Raw genomic sequence first — 22275 nt, forward strand, 5'->3', positions numbered from 1 at the left:
ATGACTAAAACGGCGATATTAATAGGTGCTACAGGTTTGGTCGGTAATGAGTTGCTACATAAGCTACTTAATAGCGATCGTTATACCAAAGTGGTTACGTTAAGTCGTCGGGCTTTGTCTATTACACACGCAAAGTTAGTTAATCACGTTATTGATTTTGAAAAATTAACTCAATACGTTGAGCTTTTTAAAGGCGACGTATTGTTTTCGTGTTTGGGCACAACCCGTAAACGCGCGGGCTCTACACAAGCTCAGCGTAAAGTAGATTTTGATTATCAGTTTATAGCAGCGCAGTTAGCGGCATGTAATGGTGTTACGCATTACTGCTTAGTGTCATCAAGCGGGGCGAACACGCACAGTAATAGTGCTTATTTAAAAATGAAGGGTGAGCTTGAGCAACATATTAAAGCACTCCCTTTTGGTAAAATAAGTATTTTACAACCGTCTTTATTATTAGGTGATCGTGAGCAATTTAGAGTGGCAGAAAAGATAGGCAGTATTATTTTTCCAGTTATTACACGATTTGCGTTTTTAAAGCGTTACAAACCAATAACTGGCGAGCAAGTTGCACAAAAAATGCTGAGTGTGAGCGCAGAGCAACAGGCTAAGTTATCTTATTATGTACTAGATGAGTTATTTGAATAAATCCAGCTCAAAATTACATAGTAAAAAGGCAGCTTAAGCTGCCTTTTTTGTACACTAAATTAATACCAATTTTATTAAAAAAATAATCATTCTAGCGTATTAAATAACTCACTAACTACGTTAAAAATTATTTATATAGAACAACTATGTACCATAATTTTAGCCTTGTTATTGAGCTATTTTCTTATCGCTATAATAGAACACTAATTTAATGCAATTGGTATAATTATTCAGCGTCAGTTTTAGCGCTGAGTTGTTGCTCAAGCAAGGCAACTTTAGCTTCAAGTTCGGTTAGTTTTTCGCGAGTACGAATAAGTACTTGGCTTTGCACATCAAATTCTTCACGGCTCACAAAGTCCATCTCAGCAAGCTTGTTTTGTAAAACTTGCTTTGTTTTACCTTCGAGTGTGTCTGCTAGGTTTTTTACACCTTGTGGCATATTGCTAGTAATTTGCTTAGCAATTTCTTCAAGTTTTGCTGGGTTGATCATATTTGTCCCTTCGATGCGGCCTAAAATAATAATAACTAATATTACCTTATACCTATGGTATTTAACACATGATCATCTTTACCTTAATTAATTAAGGCAATTGCTATGCTCGCTGTAATGGTTACGTTAAAATTACGCGTCTTTTAAATTTCTTTGGTCGTTATGAAACTCAATCCTAAACAAGATGAAGCCGTAAAATATATTAGTGGTCCATGCTTAGTACTCGCTGGCGCAGGCTCTGGTAAAACCCGTGTTATTACTAATAAAATCGCTTATTTGGTAAAAAAATGTGAGTACAAAGCGCGAAATATAGCTGCCGTTACCTTCACCAATAAAGCCGCTAAAGAAATGCGTGAACGAGTACTGCAAACACTTGGTAAACAAGACGCTAAAGGGTTATGGGTATCAACGTTTCATACACTCGGTTTAGAAATAATAAAAAAAGAGTTAAGCACATTAGGATTTAAACCCGGCTTTTCGTTATTTGATGATCAAGATACCAATCAGCTTCTTAGTGAGCTGACCGAAGATGAACTAAAAAAAGACAAAGACTTACTCAAACTACTTAAAATGGAAATTGGTAGTTGGAAAAACGAATTAGTACTGCCAGAGCAAGCAATACGAGAAGCCCGCGATGCGCAAAAGGCGTTGTTTGCACAGCTTTATGCTCGTTATCAAAATCAGCTGCGCGCTTATAACGCATTGGATTTTGATGATTTAATTATGATCCCTACTTTGCTACTTACTAATAACGCAACGTCGCGTGAGCGCTGGCAGCAGCGCTTTAAATATTTGCTGGTGGATGAGTATCAAGATACCAATACGAGCCAATATCAACTTGTTAAATTACTTGTTGGTGAGCGTGCCCGTTTTACCGTGGTAGGTGATGACGATCAATCAATTTATTCTTGGCGTGGTGCTCGCCCACAAAACTTAGTGTTGTTAGGTAAAGACTACCCAGGGCTTAGGCTAATAAAGCTTGAGCAGAACTATCGAAGTGCAGGGCGAATACTAAAAGCCGCTAATATTTTGATAGCAAATAACCCGCATGATATTGAGAAAAAGCTATTCAGTGAGCTTGGTTACGGTGAGCCAATTAAAGTAATAGGGTGCCGCGACGAAGAACATGAATCTGAGCGCGTAGTTGCCGAGATAATTTCCCATAAGTTTATGAAGCGAACTAGCTATAAAGACTACGCTATTTTATATCGTGGTAATCACCAAGCTCGTGGCTTTGAAAAATCACTAATGAGTAACCGTATCCCCTATAAAATTAGTGGCGGTATGTCATTTTTTGCTCGCTCAGAAATTAAAGATATTATGGCGTATTTGCGCTTGTTAGTTAATCAAGACGATGACAATGCATTTTTACGTATTGTAAATACACCGCGCCGCGAAATAGGCACGGTTACACTTGAAAAGCTGGGTACGCTGGCTAATGAAAAGCACGCGAGCTTGTTTGCCACCTGTTTTGATAACGATTTAGGCTACAGACTAAAAGGGCGTGGCTTTAATGCGCTTGCTGGGTTTGCACGCTGGGTTGTTGAGCTATCTGATAACGCAGTACGCGGTGATACGCTTGAAGCTGTTAAAGACTTAGTGCGTAATATTAATTACGAGGCATATTTGTACGAGTCGTCACCGAGTGCTAAAGCCGCTGAAATGCGTATGAAAAACGTTTCTGAATTGTATCGCTGGATCACCGATATGTTGACCGGTGATGCCGACAACGAACCAATGACATTAGCCGAGGTTGTTAGCAAGCTAACCCTTCGCGATATGCTTGAGCGTAACGAAGAAGAGGATGAAACCGATGCGGTGCACTTATCAACACTGCATGCATCAAAGGGCTTAGAGTACCCATACGTATTTATGGTGGGTATGGAGGAGGGCTTACTTCCGCATCAGGTAAGTATTGATGAAGATAACGTAGATGAAGAACGCCGTTTAGCTTACGTTGGAATTACTCGTGCACAGCAGGAGTTAACACTTACTTATGCAAAAATACGTCGTCAATTTGGTGAGACCTCACAAACTGAGTTAAGCCGATTTGTACAAGAGTTACCGCAGGACGATTTAGCGATTGAAAACAAAAAAGCGCCAAATACGCAAGCAGAGCGAATGGAAAAAGGCCAAGCAAGAGTCGCGAATCTTCGCGCAATGTTTAAAAAGCCTGAGTAATACCTCAGGCTAATTTTATAAAGACTGAGTTGCTTGTATTTCAGGTAGCTCAGCGCACACTAAAGCGTGTTGTTTCCCCACAAAAAAAGCCAAGCCATGCTTGTCTAACAAAGCCCTAAAATTAAGTATTGATGGGCCTTTAGCAATGACTTTCATTGCTTTAAGTTTTGTAATGGCTAGTACACCTTGTAGCTGAAAATCGTAACTTTCTTGTTGTAAAATACGTTTACTAAAGGTCGAGCTAAGTAGCAGATAATCAAAGTTAATATCGGTTAGTAAATTCAGCTCGCATCTGTCTTTAGCAAAATTATTTAAACCAATTGAATAGCCTAGTTGCGGTAGCTTTTTGAGGTTTTCTATTTGTGTTGCACTTGCATGGCGAATTTCTTGTTCATCAAATAATAAACAGAGCTGGCTTTGTCCTTGTTGTTTATTTAGCGTATCTGTAAATAAAACAAATTCATGCTCTTTGAGTAGCAAACCAGAGCAAGGAACCAGCGCCATAGTTACATTTGCAGTAATTGCTTGTGCATAAGCGCGTTGTAATAGTTGTAACTCCACTTGCAGGTGCTGCTCTTTATCTGATGCAAACTTTTTCAAAATATCAAAGCTAGTAAAGCCAAGTATTGGGTGCTCACCAAATGCTTCAAATAAAGATTCAGAATGATGTTGCTCATCAAGCGTAATTATTTCTGAGCTTCTAAAACTCATAGGGAGTATATCAAGGTGATGTTGTGCTTTTAGTGCCTGCGCAGGTATTGATTGTGTTAGTAGCGGATGAAATAGCTCGTAGCGATTTTTTCCTGAATTTTTAGCGTGATACATTGCGGCATCAGCATCACGAATAATTTCATCCGTATGCATATAGCTTTTCTTTGAATAGGTTATCCCTATACTTGCACCACTTTGTAAATATTCCCCTTTAAGGCAAAAAGGCTTTTCCATTAAATCGATAATTCGATTAGCAACATCTTCTGCTTGTTGAGGCTCAGTTAAATGCGTTAATAAAATTACAAACTCATCGCCACCTAGGCGTGCAAGTAAATCATGCTCGCGTATACACTGGGCAAATAATTCACTCACGTTAATCAAAAACTGATCGCCAGCATGATGGCCAAGCTGGTCGTTAATATCTTTAAACTTATCTAAATCGATAAACAAAACAGCAAAGTGATGTTCAGGAAAGCGCTGATAATGTTGTAGCGTTTTTTCAAGCTGAGTTAAAAATAGGCTGCGATTAGGTAAGCTAGTAAGAGAGTCATGATGTGCATCATGATAAAGCTGCTGCTCTATTTTTTTACGCTCATCTATTTGCATTTGTAAATGCAGATTAGTTTGACGCAACTCTTTGGTTTTTTCGTTTACTCTAAATTCAAGTTCTTGATGGCTTTTTGCAATCGCTTGATTAGCGAGTTTGGTTTGTAATACAGCTGCAATTTGATGCGATACAAAGGTCATTAATTCGCAATCATCTTGGCTAAAAATATGTTTGTTATCGTAAGCTTGGCAAACAAGAAGGCCGATAACACCTTGAGCTGTTTTAAGTGGAGCGCCTAGCCAACTAGTGGCCATTTGCTCTTTAGGCACAGGAGCGGAGCGCTGTACTACACCATTTTCTATCAATTCTTTTGCTCTATACGGGTGTATAAGCTGTGTTTCTTCTGTACTTATTACCAGCTCACTATAGCCTTTAGCAAAGCGCCTGGGTTGTGTGTTTTCTTTAAATTCATCAACGCAATAGGGGAAGCTAATCCAACCAGATTCTTTATCATAAAGTGCAATATATAAGTTTTCTGCGTAGGTAATTGTTTTTATTATTTGATGTATCTTAAAGTAAGCATCTTCAAGGTTTTTAGCTTGCGTTGCTATTTCAGATATTTTAAACAGAATCTGCTGGCGTTGAAGCGCACGTTTACGCTGCTCTATTTCAAGATTTAACGCGTCGTTACTTTGAGTGAGTGCTCGGGTACGAATTTTAACTTCTGACTCAAGGAGCTCTCGTTTTTTTACACGCTCTATTGCAGTCGCTAAGTAAAGCGACATAAACTCAAGTAATTGTATTTGTTGTGAGCTATAGCCTTGTTTTGTATCGTAACTTTGCGCTGCTAATACACCAATAATGTTATGTTCTTGGTAAACTGGTACACCTACCCAATGCTCTGCTGGAGTGCCTAATGCTTTAAATAAGCCTTCTGCTGCAGCGTCTTGCATTTGTTTTTTGGTAAAGCATGTTGTTTTACCTTGCTTAAATACATAACCAGTGGCGCCTTCATCAAAGCTATTTGATTGATTAAGAGCAACAGCAATACCGTCTTTCTCATCTGAAAAGTAAGAAAGCTCTAACGATTGACTATGTTGATTTAATAGCACCACGTAAAAGCTTTTACTCGGTACATACTTTTGTAAAATATCGTGGATGGCAGGATATAATAGGGTTAGCTCGGCAACAGTACTAGCTTGCTCTGATAATTGGATCAGGGCATTTTGCAAATGATGTGATTGTTTGTATTTTTCGAGTAGCGTTTTAAGACGTTTATTTTGATACGCTAATTTACTCGATACGGGGTGTTTATCTTCCAATGATCTAACCGGCTATTTTTATTGTATAGTTATTAGCCTTATAATTTCACTTTTAGTGCTTATCGTCAAGTTGATATTCCTACTAAAATAGCGGCTATAAACACTATTCTATGCATTAAAAAAGGCTTACCGAAGTAAACCTTTTTTGTGTATTTCAATTGTATTTATTTAGATGTCATGAAATCGATAGCAGCGCTAATTTCATCGTCAGAACAATCCATACATGTGCCTTTTGGAGGCATGGCATTAAAGCCATTTAGTGCATGCTCAAGTAAAGTGTCTTTACCTTTTGCAATGCGTGGAGCCCAATCGTCAGCCGATTTAGGCGCGCCTAGTGCACCAGTACCGTGACATGCAAAACACGCACCTTGATACACTTGCTCACCAGAACGAGGGCCTGTAGGCGCCGCTGCAACAGCAGCTTTATCGCCTTCAAGATATACAGCACCAACCGGCGCGAGACGTGCTTTAATTGCATCTTCAGTCATAGAGTTATCATATGGCTGTGCGTATGCGGTGGTTGCTAGCATTAATAATGCTGCAGCTGTTAATTTTTTCATTTTGCCTTGCTCACTTCGATTTGAACGTGATCAATCACGATTAAAGATGACGGAAATTAAACCGATTATAACTCTCTGAGCCAATTTATAAAATGCTAAGAGGCGTTTTTATTAATAAAACTGACTACTTTTTGCGTTAACGCAATAAAAATTAATTATTTACTGACTTTTGTTAAGTAATTTAATAAGCGCAATCAGTTAGATAATTAACTTTTTGGAGCTTAAAACTATAATCAGTGTATTGATAATACGCTACTAACGAGCTTTGCGATCCCCGCATCCGCATCAAGAATCGATTCTGCCAACATGTAAGCTGGTGTGGTAACGAGCTTATTTGCTTCATCAATAACTATATCATTTACTGCGCAGTTTATATGTTTAGCGCCTAATGCGTTAAGTGCTTGTGCTGTATCTGCATCGTTGCCAATAGTAAGTACGGCGTTATCATAAATAAACGGGATCAAAGCGGGTGCAATACACATATAACCAGCAGGCTTATTTGCTTTTGCGAATGACTTACAAGCATTGAGTACATCTTCATTAATATTTGCTTGTGCGCCTTTAATTGCAAAGTCGCATAAGTTTTTTGCCGCACCAAAACCGCCAGGTACAATTAATGCGTCAAACTGAGTTACGTCTAGTTCAATTAAGGATTTAATGTCACCTCGTGCAATACGAGCCGCTTCGGTTAATACATTGCGTTTATCAGGCATTACTTCGCCTGTTAAATGGTTAATGGTATGAAGTTGTTCAATATTCGGTGCAAAACACTGATAAGTCGCGTCATTTTTGGCTATGTGTAATAAAGTTAAAATTACTTCATTTATTTCACTACCATCGTATACGCCACAACCTGCTAATATTACCGCTACGTTTTTCATGCTTTTGTGCCCCTAAAGTCTTTTTTATAAGTCTATCGTATGAAGTTTAACATGCTCAAAATTTCTCGCGAAAATAAATTTACTGTACAAGAATCATTCGCTGTGCAAGTCGTATTGCGGTTTATGCCATTTGCGATCACTTTGCCTATAAAAAAATTATAAAGGATCGCTATGATCTTCGATCCATTGTGCTAGAATACTCCTCCGGTTATTTAAATGGACGCGAATAATCAAAGTGAATAACAACACAAGCAGTCGTTAGAAAACCTTTTTCCACATTGGTTTAAAATAATAAAAAAAGAACCTCGTATTATCTTTTTTAAATTAAAACATACAGTTAAAGTATTTTCTAGGCATTTTAAAATGCTTTGGAAGAATAGCTCGTGGCTGTTATCTACACACTTACCCACAGCTTGCTCTAGTTTTAATAACACGATAAGCAGTAATTCACTGTCGTTTTATTAACTACCTTATGGCATGCTTATAATTACCTTAATTTTTTGTATTTAGGATCCAAATTCACCATGGCTCAGATCCCCGAAAACCCACTTATTTTAGTTGATGGCTCGTCATATTTATTTCGTGCTTATCATTCTCCGCCGCATTTAACTAATTCTAAAGGTGAGGCTACGGGCGCTATTTATGGCGTGATCAACATGCTTAAAAGCTTGATCAGACAATACGATCCCTCACATATGGTGGTTATATTTGATGCTAAAGGCAAAACGTTCCGTAACGATATGTATAGCGAATATAAGGCAAATCGTCCGCCAATGCCGGATGACTTGCGCACTCAAATAGCACCAATTCACAGTATTATCAAAGCGATGGGCTTTCCGCTAATTAGTATTGAAGGCGTTGAAGCTGATGATGTTATTGGTACATTTGCACGTATAGCGTCAGAGCAAAAGCGACATGTACTCGTCTCTACCGGCGATAAAGACATGGCGCAGCTTGTTAATGAACACGTTACGCTAATAAACACGATGACCGACAGTATTTCAGATCCCCTTACTGTGGTTGAAAAGTTTGGTGTAGGCCCAGAGCTTATTATTGATTACCTTGCGCTTATGGGCGACAAGGTTGATAACATCCCGGGTGTTGAAGGCTGTGGCCCTAAAACTGCGGTTAAATGGTTAGAAAAGTATGGCTCGCTTCAAGGTGTAATGGATCATGCCAGTGAGATTAAAGGTAAAATAGGTGAAAAGTTAGCAATTGCTCTTGATCATCTGCCTTTGAGCTACGAACTTGCGACAATTAAGTGTGATGTTGAAGTCGAATCTGATCTTGATACATTCAAACTTCAAGAACCTAACAAAGACGAATTAATTGCATTATATGGTGAGTGCGAATTCCGTCGTTGGTTAGCTGAGTTACTTGATAATCCTAAAGATGCAGAAACACACCTAGCGGTACCTACCGAAGCGACAGAATTACCAAAAGTAGAAGACGCTCATTACGAAACTATTTTAACTGAGGCGCAATTTGATACGCTGATCAATCAATTAAACAGTGCTGATCTATTTGCATTTGATACAGAAACAACCAGCCTTGATTACATGAAAGCGCAATTAGTGGGTATGAGCTTTGCTGTCAAAACGGGTGAAGCTGCGTATTTACCGATAGCGCATGATTACCCCGGTGCGCCTGATCAATTAAGCCTTGAATTTGTAATGCAAAAGCTGGGTCCAATTTTGGCAGATGAAAACAAAGCTAAAGTAGGGCAAAACCTTAAATATGATAAAAGCGTATTAGCGAATGCAGGCTTTGCGTTAAATGGTATTAAGTTTGACACCATGCTTGAGTCGTACGTATTTAATAGTGTGGGCACGCGTCACGATATGGACTCGCTAGCACTTAAGTATCTAGGTCATAAAAATATTAGCTTTGAAGATATTGCTGGCAAAGGTAAAAAGCAACTTACCTTTAACCAAATTGAACTTGAGAAAGCAGCGCCTTACGCCGCAGAAGATGCCGATATTACGTTGCGTTTACACGAAGTACTTTGGCCAAAAATAGCAGCGGATGAAAAACTAAAATCGGTATTTTTAGATATAGAAATGCCACTTGTTAGTGTTATTTCTGATATTGAACGCACTGGTGTTGCAATAGATAGCAATATGCTTGCAGCGCATAGCCAACGCTTAGGTGAGCGTTTAATTGAGCTTGAAAAAGAAGCGTTTGAAATAGCAGGCGAACCATTTAATTTAAGTTCTCCGAAGCAACTACAAGTATTGTTGTTTGAAAAGCTTGGGCTGCCAATTATCAAAAAAACGCCAAAAGGTGCACCTTCTACCGCAGAAGAAGTACTGCAAGAACTTGCGCATGATTATCCGCTACCTAAAGTAATTATAGAGCACCGTGGTTTATCAAAGCTTAAATCAACGTATACCGATAAGTTACCATTAATGGTGAACGAGAAAACACAGCGCGTGCATACCTCTTACCATCAGGCAATTACAGCAACAGGGCGCTTAAGCTCAACCGATCCTAATTTACAAAATATTCCTATTCGCTCAGAAGAAGGGCGTCGTATTCGTGAAGCCTTTATAGCTGCAGATGGTTATAAAATTGTCGCTGCCGATTATAGCCAAATTGAGCTGCGTATTATGGCGCATCTTTCACAAGATAAAGGCCTATTAAATGCCTTTGCTAACGGCTTAGATGTGCATAGTGCAACTGCTGCTGAAGTATTTGGTGTAGAGCTTGATGATGTAACCACCGACATGCGCCGTAAAGCGAAAGCAGTAAACTTTGGCTTAATTTACGGTATGTCGGCATTTGGTTTAGCACGTCAACTAGATGTGCCACGCCATGAAGCGCAGCATTATATAGATAAATATTTTGAGCGTTTTCCAGGTGTACTAGAGTACATGGAAACAACACGCGAAAAAGCGGCTGAAAATGGCTACGTTGAAACTATTTTTGGACGTCGTTTGCATTTACCAGAAATAAACGCACGTAATGGTGCGCGCAGAAAAGGAGCCGAACGTGCTGCTATTAACGCGCCAATGCAAGGTACTGCCGCTGATATTATTAAAAAGGCAATGCTGAGCGTCAATCGTTGGGTACACGAACAAGCACCAAATACGATTAAGTTACTTATGCAAGTACACGATGAATTAGTATTTGAAATTAAAACAGACTGCGCAGAACAATACACAAAACATATTTGTGAGCTGATGTCGCAAGCTGCAGCGCTTGATGTACCACTTATAGTTGAAGCCGATGAAGGCGATAACTGGGAACAAGCCCATTAATGCAATTTGAGCATTTTAATTAAAGCGCCTTTTGGCGCTTTTTTTATGTTTAATAAAAATGGCGAATAACAGCTATTTAATTTGCTACATGCAAGCTTTAGTTAAAATAAGGTTAATTTAAGCAACTATTTGTATTAAATAGTTATATGTTCGTCAATTCGAGCTGTTTTACAGGAATATGATTGTATTTTAATGCGTGCTTTTGTTAAAGTCCCGCCTGTCCTATCCTGTAGGACATCCTGTTGATGATGCATCTGAAAGGGTGCAACAAATTGATAGCTTCTCCCCAGTTTGCTATACCGGCCTACCAACTTGTTTGGTGGGCCGTTTTTTATTCTATCTTTGAAAATTCTACTATATTGATGCTTTTTGTTGTGCTATTCATTCGTCACTTTGTGGTGGTTTGGGTACATTGCAGGTGATACCATCAAAGCGCTATTATTTTTCATTTTTATTATTTTTCAATTTATCACTAAGGAGTGCGTTATGTTTAAAGCATTAGCTATTGCAGGTTTTTCTTTATCAAGTTTAGTTATCTCTAATGTTGCCCAGGCTAATTGGCAGTTAGTGAATGATAAAAGCCAATTAAGCTTTGTCTCTATAAAAAAGGACTCTGTTGCCGAAGCTCACCACTTTACCAATCTTGAAGGTATGCTTTCTGATAAAGGCGAGTTTAGCGTTAATGTTGATTTAACATCAGCTGAAACCCTAATTCCTATTCGAAATGAGCGTTTAACGGCATTGTTGTTTGAAGCGGCTAAATTCCCCAATGCTGTTTTAACTGCCAATTTAGCTAAAGAGCTGAATAATATTAAAAAGCCTGGTCAATATGTATTGAAAGGCATTAAAGCTGAGCTTGATTTTCATGGTAATAAAAAACCACTGGCTATTGATGTACTTGTTAATAGCACACAAAGTGGCGATTTAACTGTGTCATCATTTACACCTATTATTATTAATAGTGCTGATTTTGGTGTAACGGAAGGTGTTAAACAGCTGCAAAAATTAGCAGGCCTACCTTCAATCGCAACAGCGGTGCCTGTTACGTTTGCAATTACACTTAAAAAGCAGTGATTTCTTTAAGTGAGCTTAGCAAGCAATTAAGCGAGCCAAGCAAACCTTTTGATAGTTGGCAGCCTAACCATTGTGGGGAACTGCCGATTGTCATCAATCATGACGGTAAATGGTTTTACGATGGCAGCGAAATAACACGCCCAGCCATGGTGAAGCTGTTTGCTTCTGTTCTATGTAAAGAAGGTGAGCAATTTTATTTAAAAACACCTGTCGAAAAAATAACAATAACGGTTGATGATGCGCCGTTTATTATTGTTGATTGGCGTTTTGAAAATACAGCGCAAGGGCAGGTGTTGTGTTGTATTGATAATTTAGCTAGACAGTGGTTGGTGAGCGCCCAGCAGCCTTTAGTTATAAAAGACTATAAAGGGTCAAAAGTACCTTATTTAAAGTTACCTTATGGCTGTAGTGCGCGTGTTGCGCGAAGTGTGTTTTATCAGTGGGCTGAAAAAGCCGAGTCTGATAAGCTCGGCTATTTTATTAAATCTGCAGGAAAGCAGTTTTATTTATCGTAACACCAGAAGCTTAAGCTTCTGGGTTAGTTTCGTCTGTGACTACTTCATCAGTAGGTGGTACAGCAATAACTGGCCCTAAAAACCATTCATCTAGCTTTTTAGCAACTTCTGGTAAGCCCGTGCCTTTTAATGATGAAAACGCATGAACTGTAATATCACCATCAAGCGTGCTTAATTCACGACGAACTTGCAGCACTTGTGATTTACGAGGACCTTGCTTTAATTTGTCGGCCTTAGTTAATAGTGCTAATACTGGAATTTCACTACCAATAGCCCAATTAATTAAATCGCGGTCTAAATCTTTTAACGGATGACGAATATCCATTAAAATAACAATACCTTTTAAGCTTTGACGCTTTTGCAGATATTCTCCTAGCGACTTCTGCCATTTCTTTTTCATTTCGATTGGCACTTTAGCAAAACCATAGCCTGGTAAATCGATAAGGCGCATATCGTCAACATCAGCTAAATCAAATGTATTAATTAGCTGAGTACGTCCAGGTGTTTTACTTGTGCGTGCTAGTTTTTGATCGGTTAATGCATTTAATGCACTCGACTTACCTGCGTTGGAGCGACCGGCAAACGCAACTTCAATTCCCGTATCAGCAGGTAATTTAGTAATGTCGGGAGCGCTTGTTACGAAAGACGCAGTATTATATTTGATACGAGATTTGAGCACAGGCTCTCCTAAAACTTAAAAAAATAACGTTGAGTAAACCAAATTCACTCAGGGCGCGTATTTTATACTATAAAGGATGTATTAAAAAGCGTATTTAACCACCTAAAAACAGCACCTATGGTACATTTAAAACATGTTAAAGCTTAATCTAAGTCAAAACCCTGTAAATTATAAGCTTAATATGTGTAGAAAACGTGCCAGAGAATTTATTATCGTGTAGAATATATGTATTACAGCATCACGATTGTAGATGATACAGGGTCGGAAACAGAGAATTCACCATGAAAAAAATAGCACTATCTTTAACAATATTGCTTGGTGCGTTGTCAGCAAGCAACGCAACAGCATTTGATGGCGATGTAAACGCAGGTAAAGAAAAATCAGCAACGTGTGCGGCTTGTCACGGCCCAGACGGTAATGCGCCGGTTAATATTTACCCTAAAATTGCAGGTCAACATCCAGATTATATCCTTAAGCAACTTCAGGATTTAAAATTAGGTATGACGTCAGGCGGCAAAGAAGGGCGTATGGATCCAGTAATGAGCGCTATGGCTATGCCACTAAGCGAGCAAGACATGAAAGATCTAGCTGCTTATTTTTCTTCAATGAACATGTCTGAAGGTGCTACACCTAAAGATGTTGTTGAAGTAGGCGAAATGCTTTTTAAAGCAGGCGACGCAGAGCGTGGAATTCCATCATGTGCAGCATGTCATGGCCCACGTGGTAATGGCTCGTCACTGGCTAAATTTCCAAAGATTTCTTTTCAGCATCCTGGATACATCAAGTCTCAACTTGAAAAGTTCCGTGATGGCACTCGCCACAATGACTTAAATGGCATGATGGGCGACATTGCAAAGAAATTAACAGATAAAGACATTGAAGTACTTTCTCAGTACTTAGGTGGTCTACACTAAAGTCGTATTTATTTAGCAGTTGATAATAAATACACTACAATGTGTTACAAAAAGCAGCTTAGGCTGCTTTTTTTGTGCCTGTAATTAACGATATCACCCTTTTGTATGTAAGACATTGACTATGCTCCGCTGTGAGAAAAGTCTTCTTTTATTTTTAAATTATAAGCTAAGTTATTGTAATTTATTGTTTATGTGTTTTTCCAATGTAATAATTATAATAAAAGTTATATAAATCAGTTGTAACAAAATTATTAACGAGTAAATTAACCCCTGTCGCAAAAACAATAACAAAACGGAAACAGCTATAAGGAAAGTAGCGCGGCATGACTACATAGCACAAGATTGGTGCTACTAAAGGAAATAATAAAAAAGTGTCAGGATGACCGAAAATAATAAAAAACTCATGGAAGTTTAATAATAAAAACAAAATGGAATGTAACAAGGAACGTAAAAATAATAACAATACGGACTGATAATAATAAAAATAATAAAGACTAAAAAAAGTCGAAGGGAGAAGTGTCCAGATAATGGCGCTCAGATTAGCAGGCGGTAGAGATGTTTTCTCTACCGCCTTTTTATTTGTCCTGTTACAATACCCACCGTTTAAAATTAGCGATTAATTAGCTAAGGCGCTTTTAAATGGGAAACCCAACCTCTATAGCGCAAACTGAATTCTTCTGGCTAGGCCAGCACTGCGATGCCCATTAATTTGCGCTTCGCTCAAAACCTCTTAAGTGAGATGATCAAGATATGAGTAGAACTAAAAAGTCACGCAAAAGCCCAGCAAATGGACCTGTTCGTTTAAGCCAAGATAAGCTTAAAGAAATGCGCGCATTAAAAGAGCAGCGAGTTAAAAAAACCAAAGGCGCTAAGCCGGGTTCTCGTAACGCGCCAGATTTACTAGATAGCGAAAGCCATAATGCTGGTCACGCGCCTAAAGATAAGCGTGTGGGCAGTAAAAAGCCAGTGCCATTGATTGCAACTGCGCCAGAACCTAAAGTTGAAATGAAACGCAACTTAAAGCCAACTATTGAGCTTAAAAAAGTAATTGAGCCACAGTTTACACCTGAACAAGAGCTAGAAGCGCTTGAAAATGACGAACGTCTACTTAAATTAGTAGAGCGTCATGAAGAAGGTGAAATGCTAACAGGTAAAGATGCGAAGTACTTTAATAGCCGAATTGCTCGCCATCAGGCGTTATGTGAAATTCTTGGTATTGAAGATGAAGATGAAGATGAAGACGAGTTTGAAGATGATATTGAAAGCAAGGGCAGCTCTGATTTCGATCAATACTTATCTGACGATTTAGCTAACGAATGGCTAGATGAAGACGACAAATAGTAAGGGCCAATAATGAGTACTGCGGTAATTTTAGCCTTACTTTTAGGTGCTGCTATAATAGTTGGTTTGGCATTTTATGCGGGTCAGTTGCTGTATAAGTTAAATGCGCAAAAAAAGTTAATTGCTAAAACGCAGGCTGAACAAAAGCAAAAGCTTGAAAAGTCGCGTTTAAAGCGAAATGCTAAACTAGCCGATAGTATTCATTTAATTGCGCGTGCAATGAATGAAGAGCAGTGTGAGTTTTCTGAAGGCTGTTTACGTATTTGGGTACTTATGTCTCAATATGGCTTTGAGAGTGAGCGTGATTTAACGACGCAATATCCTGGCATTTATAAAATGTACCAGGTAGTTAAAGAAATGCCGACACACGATGCACGAAAAAAATACGCTAAAAAAGAGATTTTTAAGCTTGATACAGCTCGCTGGCAAGCTGAAGAAACACTTAAAGATGAAGTTAAAGCCGATTGCGCTAAAATTATCATCGAATTTAAAGCAGCCCCTGGCAGCGATAAAGTAGTTTTTAACTAGCTTTAATTTTTCGAGTACTAAGAAAAAGCAGACCTTGGTCTGCTTTTTTTATGCCGAACAAATTTTAGCTAAATCACTCGTGAAAAACGCGTCGCATTTATTTGTTTTTGTAAATGAGCGTCAAAGCACATACATATAATGCGGATAAATAAGTTGCCTCGCGGTGTTACACTAATTTTATTATTAGTAATAGTTACTAACTCATCTTTAATAAGTGGTACAAGCGCTAATAACGCATCCTCAAAGTAGTCATTAAATATAAGCGCATGCTTTTCGCTAAAGTCTTGTATATCTAACTCAAATTGGCAAATGAGCTGTTTAATTGCATCAGCACGAATAACATCATCATGTGTTAAGTGCATACCTTTATTAAGAGCACAGCCGCTTTGTGTTTCTACGTTATGATAATAATGTTTTAACTCTTTTTGATTTTGTAAAATGGCGGTGCCAATTTGCGAAATTGATGAAACTCCCAAACCTAATAAATCACAATTACCATGGGTTGTATAACCCTGGAAATTACGATGTAGCTTACCTTCATTTTGGGCAACAGCTAGTTCGTTATCGGTTTTTGCAAAGTGGTCCATACCAATAAATTGATAGCCTGCTTGCGTCATCTGCTCCAGCGTATTTTTAAACATGGTGAGCTTATTATGCGCACTGGGTAAATCGGCATCTTTAATTTTACGTTGTGCGGCAAAGCGCTCTGGTAAATGCGCATAGTTAAACACTGATACACGATCAGGGCTTAACTCAATAAGTTGCTCTATAGTTTGCTTAAAGCTCTCTGGCGTTTGTAGAGGCAGACCGTAAATCATATCTGCATTAATAGATTGAAATCCCAGATCGCGAGCTTGTGTAATTAATTGCTTAACCGTATCTGCATTTTGAGGGCGATTAACAGCAAGTTGTACGTCGTCGTTAAAGTCTTGAATCCCAAACGAGACACGGTTAAAACCAAGCATTCTTAAATCAACAAGCATATTATCGGCAAGTGAACGTGGGTCTATTTCAATGCCGCGCTCTGTGGTGCTTGTAAAATTAAAGTGCTGCTCTAAAAGCTTAATTAGACGAGTCATTTGTTTTGCGGTTAAAAAAGTGGGAGTACCTCCACCTAAATGTAATTGCTCAACCGTGTAGCTTTTAAATAAGTGTGCTTGGGCAGTAATTTCTTTTGCTAAAAAGTCGAGATACGTATCTGCTTTAGATTGATGGCGGGTAATTATTTTATTGCAACCACAGTAGTAGCAAAGTTGGCTACAAAACGGAATATGAATATATAACGAAAGTGAGCGACTCGTTGATGATTCTACAGCGCTTAATAGGTCTTGTTGTTGATATCCATCACGCAGTGATAGAGCTGTGGGATACGAGGTATAACGCGGGCCAGACACATTATATTTGTTTATTAGGGTTTGATCCCATTGTGGAAGTTTAATCATCACGCGCACCTAAGTATTTATTTAGGGGGTGATTATAAAAAAGTACGCAGTAAGGCGGTTTGATCTATAACAAAAAAGGTGCCGAAGCACCTTTTTTAATAAAATATCAATTAATGCGGTCTAATTAATACGTAATGGTATGGGCATCTTTGAGATATTGAAATAACTCTTTATAACCTTTACCCGGCTTTTCAGCTTTCGCTTCTTTTGCCGCATTACGAACCAATTGACGCATTTGCTGACGATCAAGAGACGGGAACTGCTCAATGGTCTCATTGATAAGGTCATCGCCTTGTTCAATTAGGTCTGAACGTAGTTGCTCAATTTTTTTGACCAATACTTCAGCTTGGTTATTTTTATTAAGCATTACATCGATAATCGCTCTAATAGCGTCAATGTTTTCTACAGTACGCAACGTTTTAGCGATGTAGTTTAAGTGACGGCGGTACGCGTCACTTTTATTACTTATTTTATCAGCAACCACCATTGCGGCTTTTAAATCGTCATTTAATGGCAGGCGTTCGCGCTGTTTTTTACCCATTTTGGCAATTTCAGTACCTAACTGATGAAACTCTTGCGCTTCGCGCTTAAGCTCTGTTCTTGATACATATTCAATTTCTTCTTCAATTTCAGCAGGCTTGCCTTTTTTCTTTGCCATGGGGTGCTCTTAAATAAAAATAACTTTTGCCATTATACATGAATATGATACTTAGGAATATTAGCTGATGTGATGCATTGAGTGTGTTAGCATTTAAATATAAGAAATGCGTGCATTATGCCTCTAAGGCTCAGGACTTAATTTATGAAAAGCCAACAAAACGATCCAATTTATTCTCAAATATCGCAAGTTAAAGATGCGGTAGCAGAAGTACTCGAACATGCTAAAAAATTAGGCGCTACAGCTGCAGAAGCGGCTATGTCTAGCACGTCTGGGTTATCGGTTAGTACACGAATGGGTGAAGTAGAAACCATTGAGTTTAACCAAGACGGCGGCTTAGGCATTAGTGTATACGTTGGTAATAATAAAGGTTCGGCATCAACCGCTGATTTAAATCCAAAAACATTGCGCATGGTAGTAGAAAAAGCGATTGATATAGCCAAATTTACATCGGATGATCCATTTAACGGCGTTGCTGATAAAGAATTACTGGAATTTAATCCTAAAGATTTAGATTTATATCATCCTTGGGATGTAAGTCCTGAGGAAGGCATTGAGCTTTGTCATGCTGCTGAGCAAGCTGCACTAAATGCTGATGAGCGTATTGTTAACTCAGATGGCGCAAGCTTTTCATCGCATCAGGGGCTACGTGTTTATGGTAACAGCCATGGTTTGATAACGGGCTTTCCGCGTACTCGTCATAGCATTAGTACAATGGTAATAGGTCAAGATGGCGAGCAGATGCAACGCGACTCTGCTTATACTGTTGCGCGCGACCAAGCGGGTTTAAATGACGCAGCGGCAGTTGGGCTTGAAGCCGCAGCTGAAACGCTCGCTAAATTAAATAGTCAAAAGCTAGGCACAATGAAAGTACCTGTTATTTTTAGAGCCGATATTGCAAATTCATTATTTGGGCACTTAGTATCGGCAATTGGTGGTGGCGCACTTTATCGTAAATCAAGTTTTTTACTTGATAGCTTAGGCACACAAGTATTTAGTAATTGTGTGAATATTGCCGAGCGCCCACATATTTTAAAAGGGTTGGCATCATCACCGTTTGATAGCGAAGGTGTTAAAACATTCGATAGAGAAATTATTCAAGGCGGCGAGCTACAAACGTATTTATTAGCAAGTTATGCTGCGCGTAAAATGAATATGACCCCTACAGGGCATGCCGGCGGTATACATAACTGGTTAGTTGAGCAAACTCATAACGATTTAACAGCGCTATTAAAAACGATGGGCACTGGCTTGTTAGTGACCGAGCTAATGGGGCAGGGTGTAAATACAGTAACGGGTGATTACTCTCGTGGCGCTGCTGGTTTTTGGGTCGAAAATGGTGAAATTCAATATCCTGTAAGCGAAATTACCATTGCTGGTAATTTAAAAGATATGTTTAAAGGCATATCTGCTATTGGTGGTGACATAGAGCGCCGTGGTGGTATTCAAACCGGCTCAGTATTAATAGAGCAAATGCAAATAGCCGGCGCTTAATATAAAAGCGACTTTTTAAGCCAAGCATTAAAGCGCTTGGCTTAAGTATGCTTTATTTAAATTTACGAGGTGTAAAATGGCAAAAGATAGATATGCACCAAAACCGCTAACCGATATTATGGCGGGGTTAAATAATCGTTTATCGGCTTATGCAGGCAAAAGCCAAGCACTTGATACACAGCAAACACTACTTAAAGATTTTTTAGGTCCTAAGTTAGGCGATAAATGCCGAGTAAGTAATTACCGAGACGGTACGCTAATGATAGAGGCGGTGTCTGCACCTATCGCGCTTAGGCTTAATTATTTAAAAATGGATATGCTTTCACATTTTAGAGCTGCCGGAATGGCAGAGCTCGGGCAAATAAAAATCACAGCAAATCCGCAAGCAACTCAACGATTAAGTACTGCGAATAAGTCGGGCAGTCCTGCAGTTACCAACTCTCGTAAAATGAGTGAGCAAACAGCTGATTACTTAAACGCGATAGCATCTTCGGCCCCTCCTTCTTTAAAAGAAAAACTAGAGCGTTTAGCGCTTCACGGAAAAAATAAAAGTTAGCCTTAACTACCCACCATTTTGTCATTGGTAGGGCTATTTTTGCAGCTCACCGCATTCAAAATACTTTGTTACATATTCCATTTTATTGTTGGCCTAATGAGGTTTATGATACTGCGTAGGCTTTATATTGATTGAAGCTCTTTGATACCCATTCCATTAAGTAAAAGCGTGTAGGCAGTGCTATTTTTATTCCTGCTATATTCAAGAATTTAATGGAGTTGGTATTAAGTTCTAACTAACAAACGGAATCATTATGAATAAAGTAACAATGGCCGCTGCGAGCATTGCGCTTGCACTTGGTTTAGTAGGTTGTGGTGAAAAACAACAAGAAGCTAAAGTAACCGACGCTCCAGTAGTAACAGCACCTGCTGAAAAACCACTAGAGCTTGGTATTGAATTAGCCAATATGGATAGTTCAGTACGTGCACAAGACGATTTTTACTACCATGTAAACGGTGAGTGGCTAGCAAAAACTGAAATACCGGGTGATAAATCTAACTACGGTTCTTTCTCGCAGTTATATGATGAGTCGCAAAAAGCGATGAAAATAGCCCTTGAAAGTGCAGCCGCTAACAAAGCCGCTGCAAAAGGCAGCGATGAGTACAAAATCGGTGCATTTTATAAAAGCTACATGAATCAAGCTGCTCGTAATGAGCTAGGTATTACGCCATTACAACCGTCATTAGATACAATTGATAGCGTTAAATCTAAAGCTGATTTAGTGGGTTTAATGGCTAAAATTCAAAAACAAGGCGGTACTTTACCGTTTGGTTGGTTTGTAAATAATGATGCTAAAAACTCAAGCGAGTATGCACTGTACTTATCTCAGTCTGGCCTTGGTTTACCAGATCGTGATTATTACTTAAAAGATGACGAAAAATTCACTAAAATTCGAGCTTCTTACGAGCAATATATTACTGATGTTTTAGCAAAGTCAGGCGTTAAAAATGCAGCAGAAGCTGCTAAGAGCGTACTTGCATTTGAAAAAACACTAGCTGATGCACAGTGGAGCCGCGTGCAAAGCCGTGATGCAACTAAGTCTTATAACAAGATGACAGTAGCAGATGCAAGCAAGTTGATGGGTGACCTTGATTTAGCTGCATTCTTTAAAGATGCTGGTGTGAGTGCAAGTGACATTATTGTACGCCAACCTAGCTATTTAGAAGCGCTTGCTACTATTTACAAAGACACTGATTTAGCAACGTGGAAAAACTACTTAAAATTCCATTTTGTAAGTGGTTATGCAGAGCTACTTAGCGAAGATTTAGTTAATCTTAATTTTGACTTTTACAGCACAACACTTCGTGGCGTAGAAGAACAAGCACCTCTTTGGAAGCAAGCGGTTGATGCATCTAACAGTGTACTTGGTGAAATTTTAGGTAAGGTATACGTTAAAGATAACTTCCCGCCAGAAGCTAAAGCACGCATGGAAGAGTTGGTTGATAACGTAATTAAAGGTTACGGTGTTGCTATTGAAAACCTTGAGTGGATGAGCCCTGAAACAAAGCTTGCAGCGAAAGAAAAACTAGACAAATTCACACCTAAAATTGGTTACCCAGATACGTGGAAAGACTACTCTGAGCTAGAGATTAGCTCAGATGAGTTAGTAGGTAATTACATCCGTTATAGCGAATGGGCATACGCAGACATGATCGCAAAATTGGGCAAACCAGTTGATCGTTCTGAGTGGCACATGACTCCGCAAACAGTAAATGCGTATTACAACCCAGTAAACAATGAAATTGTATTTCCAGCCGCAATTTTACAACCGCCATTCTTTAATTTAGAAGCGGATGATGCAGTAAACTACGGTGCAATTGGCGCAGTAATTGGGCATGAGCTTGGTCATGGTTTTGACGACCAAGGCGCTAAATACGACGGTGACGGTAACTTACGTAACTGGTGGAGTGAGACTGACCTTAAGCAATTTGAAGAGCGTACAGCGGCTTTAGTTGCACAGTATAACGAATATAAACCTTTTGAAGATGCAAGTGTTAATGGCGAGCTAACGCTTGGCGAAAACATTGGTGACTTAGGTGGCTTAACCGTTGCGCATAAAGCATATATGCTGTCTTTAGGTGATAAAAAATCACCAGTGATTGATGGTTACACAGGCGATCAACGCTTCTTTATGGGTTGGTCACAAATTTGGCGTCGTAACTATCGCGATGAAGAGTTACGTAATCGTTTATTAACAGACCCTCATTCACCAAGCCACTACCGTGTAATCGGTATCTTGTCGAATATGCCTGAATTTTACGAAGCGTTTGACGTAAAAGAAGGCGACAAAATGTATATCAAACCAGAAGACCGTGTAAAAATCTGGTAATTACATTTTATAAATAACAAAAACCAGTAATTTTTTAGCTTACTGGTTTTTTTGTATCTTGAATTTGTTAGTAACCTGATGTAATGGTCTCCTCCCTATACGGCATCTATGTGCCATGATTAAAGTAGTTACAATAATCAAAGGGAGA

Annotated in this window: 18 protein-coding genes; 11 read left to right on the plus strand and 7 right to left on the minus strand. The window is 38.9% G+C overall.

Annotated elements, in window-relative coordinates; genetic code table 11:
* Entirely contained in the window at window positions 1-645 is a 645-nt protein-coding gene (locus I6F53_RS15330; protein WP_197240144.1) for an NAD(P)H-binding protein, read from the plus strand.
* Window positions 646-871: 226 nt separating this feature from the next.
* Here I6F53_RS15330 and ubiK read toward each other — a convergent pair whose 3' ends face one another.
* On the minus strand, window positions 872-1135 hold the full coding sequence (gene ubiK / locus I6F53_RS15335) for a ubiquinone biosynthesis accessory factor UbiK (protein ID WP_138682595.1): 264 nt from the start codon (window positions 1133-1135) through the stop codon (window positions 872-874).
* A 162-nt stretch (window positions 1136-1297) separates the two neighbouring features.
* On the opposite strand from ubiK, the gene rep reads away from it, so the two are divergent.
* A complete protein-coding gene (rep, locus tag I6F53_RS15340) occupies window positions 1298-3316 on the plus strand; it encodes a DNA helicase Rep (RefSeq protein WP_197119293.1) in 2019 nt (672 codons plus the stop codon).
* Window positions 3317-3331: 15 nt separating this feature from the next.
* Here the strand turns inward: rep and I6F53_RS15345 are convergent, their stop codons facing one another.
* The 3 genes from I6F53_RS15345 to elbB form a co-directional block, all read right to left on the minus strand.
* Window positions 3332-5896 carry a sensor domain-containing diguanylate cyclase gene (locus tag I6F53_RS15345; protein ID WP_197240150.1) on the minus strand — a complete coding sequence of 855 codons (2565 nt, stop codon included), beginning with the start codon at window positions 5894-5896 and terminating at the stop codon, window positions 3332-3334.
* Between the two features lie 164 nt (window positions 5897-6060).
* A complete protein-coding gene (locus I6F53_RS15350; RefSeq protein WP_149593319.1) occupies window positions 6061-6456 on the minus strand; it encodes a c-type cytochrome in 396 nt (131 codons plus the stop codon).
* Between the two features lie 233 nt (window positions 6457-6689).
* A complete protein-coding gene (gene elbB, locus I6F53_RS15355) occupies window positions 6690-7337 on the minus strand; it encodes an isoprenoid biosynthesis glyoxalase ElbB (protein ID WP_166419899.1) in 648 nt (215 codons plus the stop codon).
* A gap of 524 nt (window positions 7338-7861) precedes the next feature.
* Between elbB and polA the strand changes: the two genes are divergently transcribed.
* The 3 genes from polA to I6F53_RS15370 all read left to right on the plus strand — a co-directional run bounded on the left by polA (window position 7862) and on the right by I6F53_RS15370 (window position 12186).
* A complete protein-coding gene (gene polA, locus I6F53_RS15360) occupies window positions 7862-10597 on the plus strand; it encodes a DNA polymerase I (protein ID WP_197181301.1) in 2736 nt (911 codons plus the stop codon).
* Between the two features lie 486 nt (window positions 10598-11083).
* A complete protein-coding gene (locus tag I6F53_RS15365) occupies window positions 11084-11671 on the plus strand; it encodes a YceI family protein (protein WP_166419901.1) in 588 nt (195 codons plus the stop codon).
* Window positions 11668-12186: a DUF1285 domain-containing protein gene (locus I6F53_RS15370; protein ID WP_166419902.1), complete on the plus strand. Its 519-nt coding sequence runs from the start codon at window positions 11668-11670 to the stop codon at window positions 12184-12186. The genes I6F53_RS15365 and I6F53_RS15370 overlap by 4 nt, the downstream gene beginning before the upstream one ends.
* 10 nt (window positions 12187-12196) lie before the next feature.
* On the opposite strand, the gene yihA is transcribed toward I6F53_RS15370, so the two are convergent.
* Window positions 12197-12865: a ribosome biogenesis GTP-binding protein YihA/YsxC gene (gene yihA / locus I6F53_RS15375; protein ID WP_008165591.1), complete on the minus strand. Its 669-nt coding sequence runs from the start codon at window positions 12863-12865 to the stop codon at window positions 12197-12199.
* A gap of 281 nt (window positions 12866-13146) precedes the next feature.
* On the opposite strand from yihA, the gene I6F53_RS15380 reads away from it, so the two are divergent.
* The 3 genes from I6F53_RS15380 to I6F53_RS15390 all read left to right on the plus strand — a co-directional run bounded on the left by I6F53_RS15380 (window position 13147) and on the right by I6F53_RS15390 (window position 15648).
* A complete protein-coding gene (locus I6F53_RS15380; RefSeq protein WP_024600405.1) occupies window positions 13147-13779 on the plus strand; it encodes a c-type cytochrome in 633 nt (210 codons plus the stop codon).
* A 750-nt stretch (window positions 13780-14529) separates the two neighbouring features.
* A complete protein-coding gene (yihI, locus tag I6F53_RS15385; RefSeq protein WP_197240151.1) occupies window positions 14530-15120 on the plus strand; it encodes a Der GTPase-activating protein YihI in 591 nt (196 codons plus the stop codon).
* A gap of 12 nt (window positions 15121-15132) precedes the next feature.
* Window positions 15133-15648, plus strand: coding sequence for a DUF2489 domain-containing protein (locus I6F53_RS15390; RefSeq protein WP_166419904.1), 516 nt, complete (start codon window positions 15133-15135; stop codon window positions 15646-15648).
* A 68-nt stretch (window positions 15649-15716) separates the two neighbouring features.
* Here the strand turns inward: I6F53_RS15390 and hemN are convergent, their stop codons facing one another.
* Window positions 15717-17090, minus strand: a complete 1374-nt coding sequence (hemN, locus tag I6F53_RS15395; RefSeq protein ID WP_166419905.1) for an oxygen-independent coproporphyrinogen III oxidase — start codon at window positions 17088-17090, stop codon at window positions 15717-15719.
* A gap of 124 nt (window positions 17091-17214) precedes the next feature.
* Window positions 17215-17748: a ribosome biogenesis factor YjgA gene (yjgA, locus tag I6F53_RS15400; RefSeq protein WP_166419906.1), complete on the minus strand. Its 534-nt coding sequence runs from the start codon at window positions 17746-17748 to the stop codon at window positions 17215-17217.
* A gap of 144 nt (window positions 17749-17892) precedes the next feature.
* Between yjgA and pmbA the strand changes: the two genes are divergently transcribed.
* The 3 genes from pmbA (at window position 17893) to I6F53_RS15415 (ending at window position 22127) form a co-directional block, all read left to right on the plus strand.
* Window positions 17893-19242, plus strand: a complete 1350-nt coding sequence (gene pmbA / locus I6F53_RS15405) for a metalloprotease PmbA (protein WP_007582066.1) — start codon at window positions 17893-17895, stop codon at window positions 19240-19242.
* 76 nt (window positions 19243-19318) lie between these two features.
* Window positions 19319-19798 carry a DUF721 domain-containing protein gene (locus I6F53_RS15410; RefSeq protein WP_166419907.1) on the plus strand — a complete coding sequence of 160 codons (480 nt, stop codon included), beginning with the start codon at window positions 19319-19321 and terminating at the stop codon, window positions 19796-19798.
* 253 nt (window positions 19799-20051) lie between these two features.
* Complete coding sequence (locus I6F53_RS15415; protein WP_166419908.1) at window positions 20052-22127, plus strand: M13 family metallopeptidase; 2076 nt, start codon at window positions 20052-20054, stop codon at window positions 22125-22127.
* Window positions 22128-22275: the final 148 nt, after the last annotated feature.

The sequence above is a fragment of the Pseudoalteromonas sp. SWN29 genome (assembly GCF_015864465.1).
Lineage (GTDB): Bacteria > Pseudomonadota > Gammaproteobacteria > Enterobacterales > Alteromonadaceae > Pseudoalteromonas.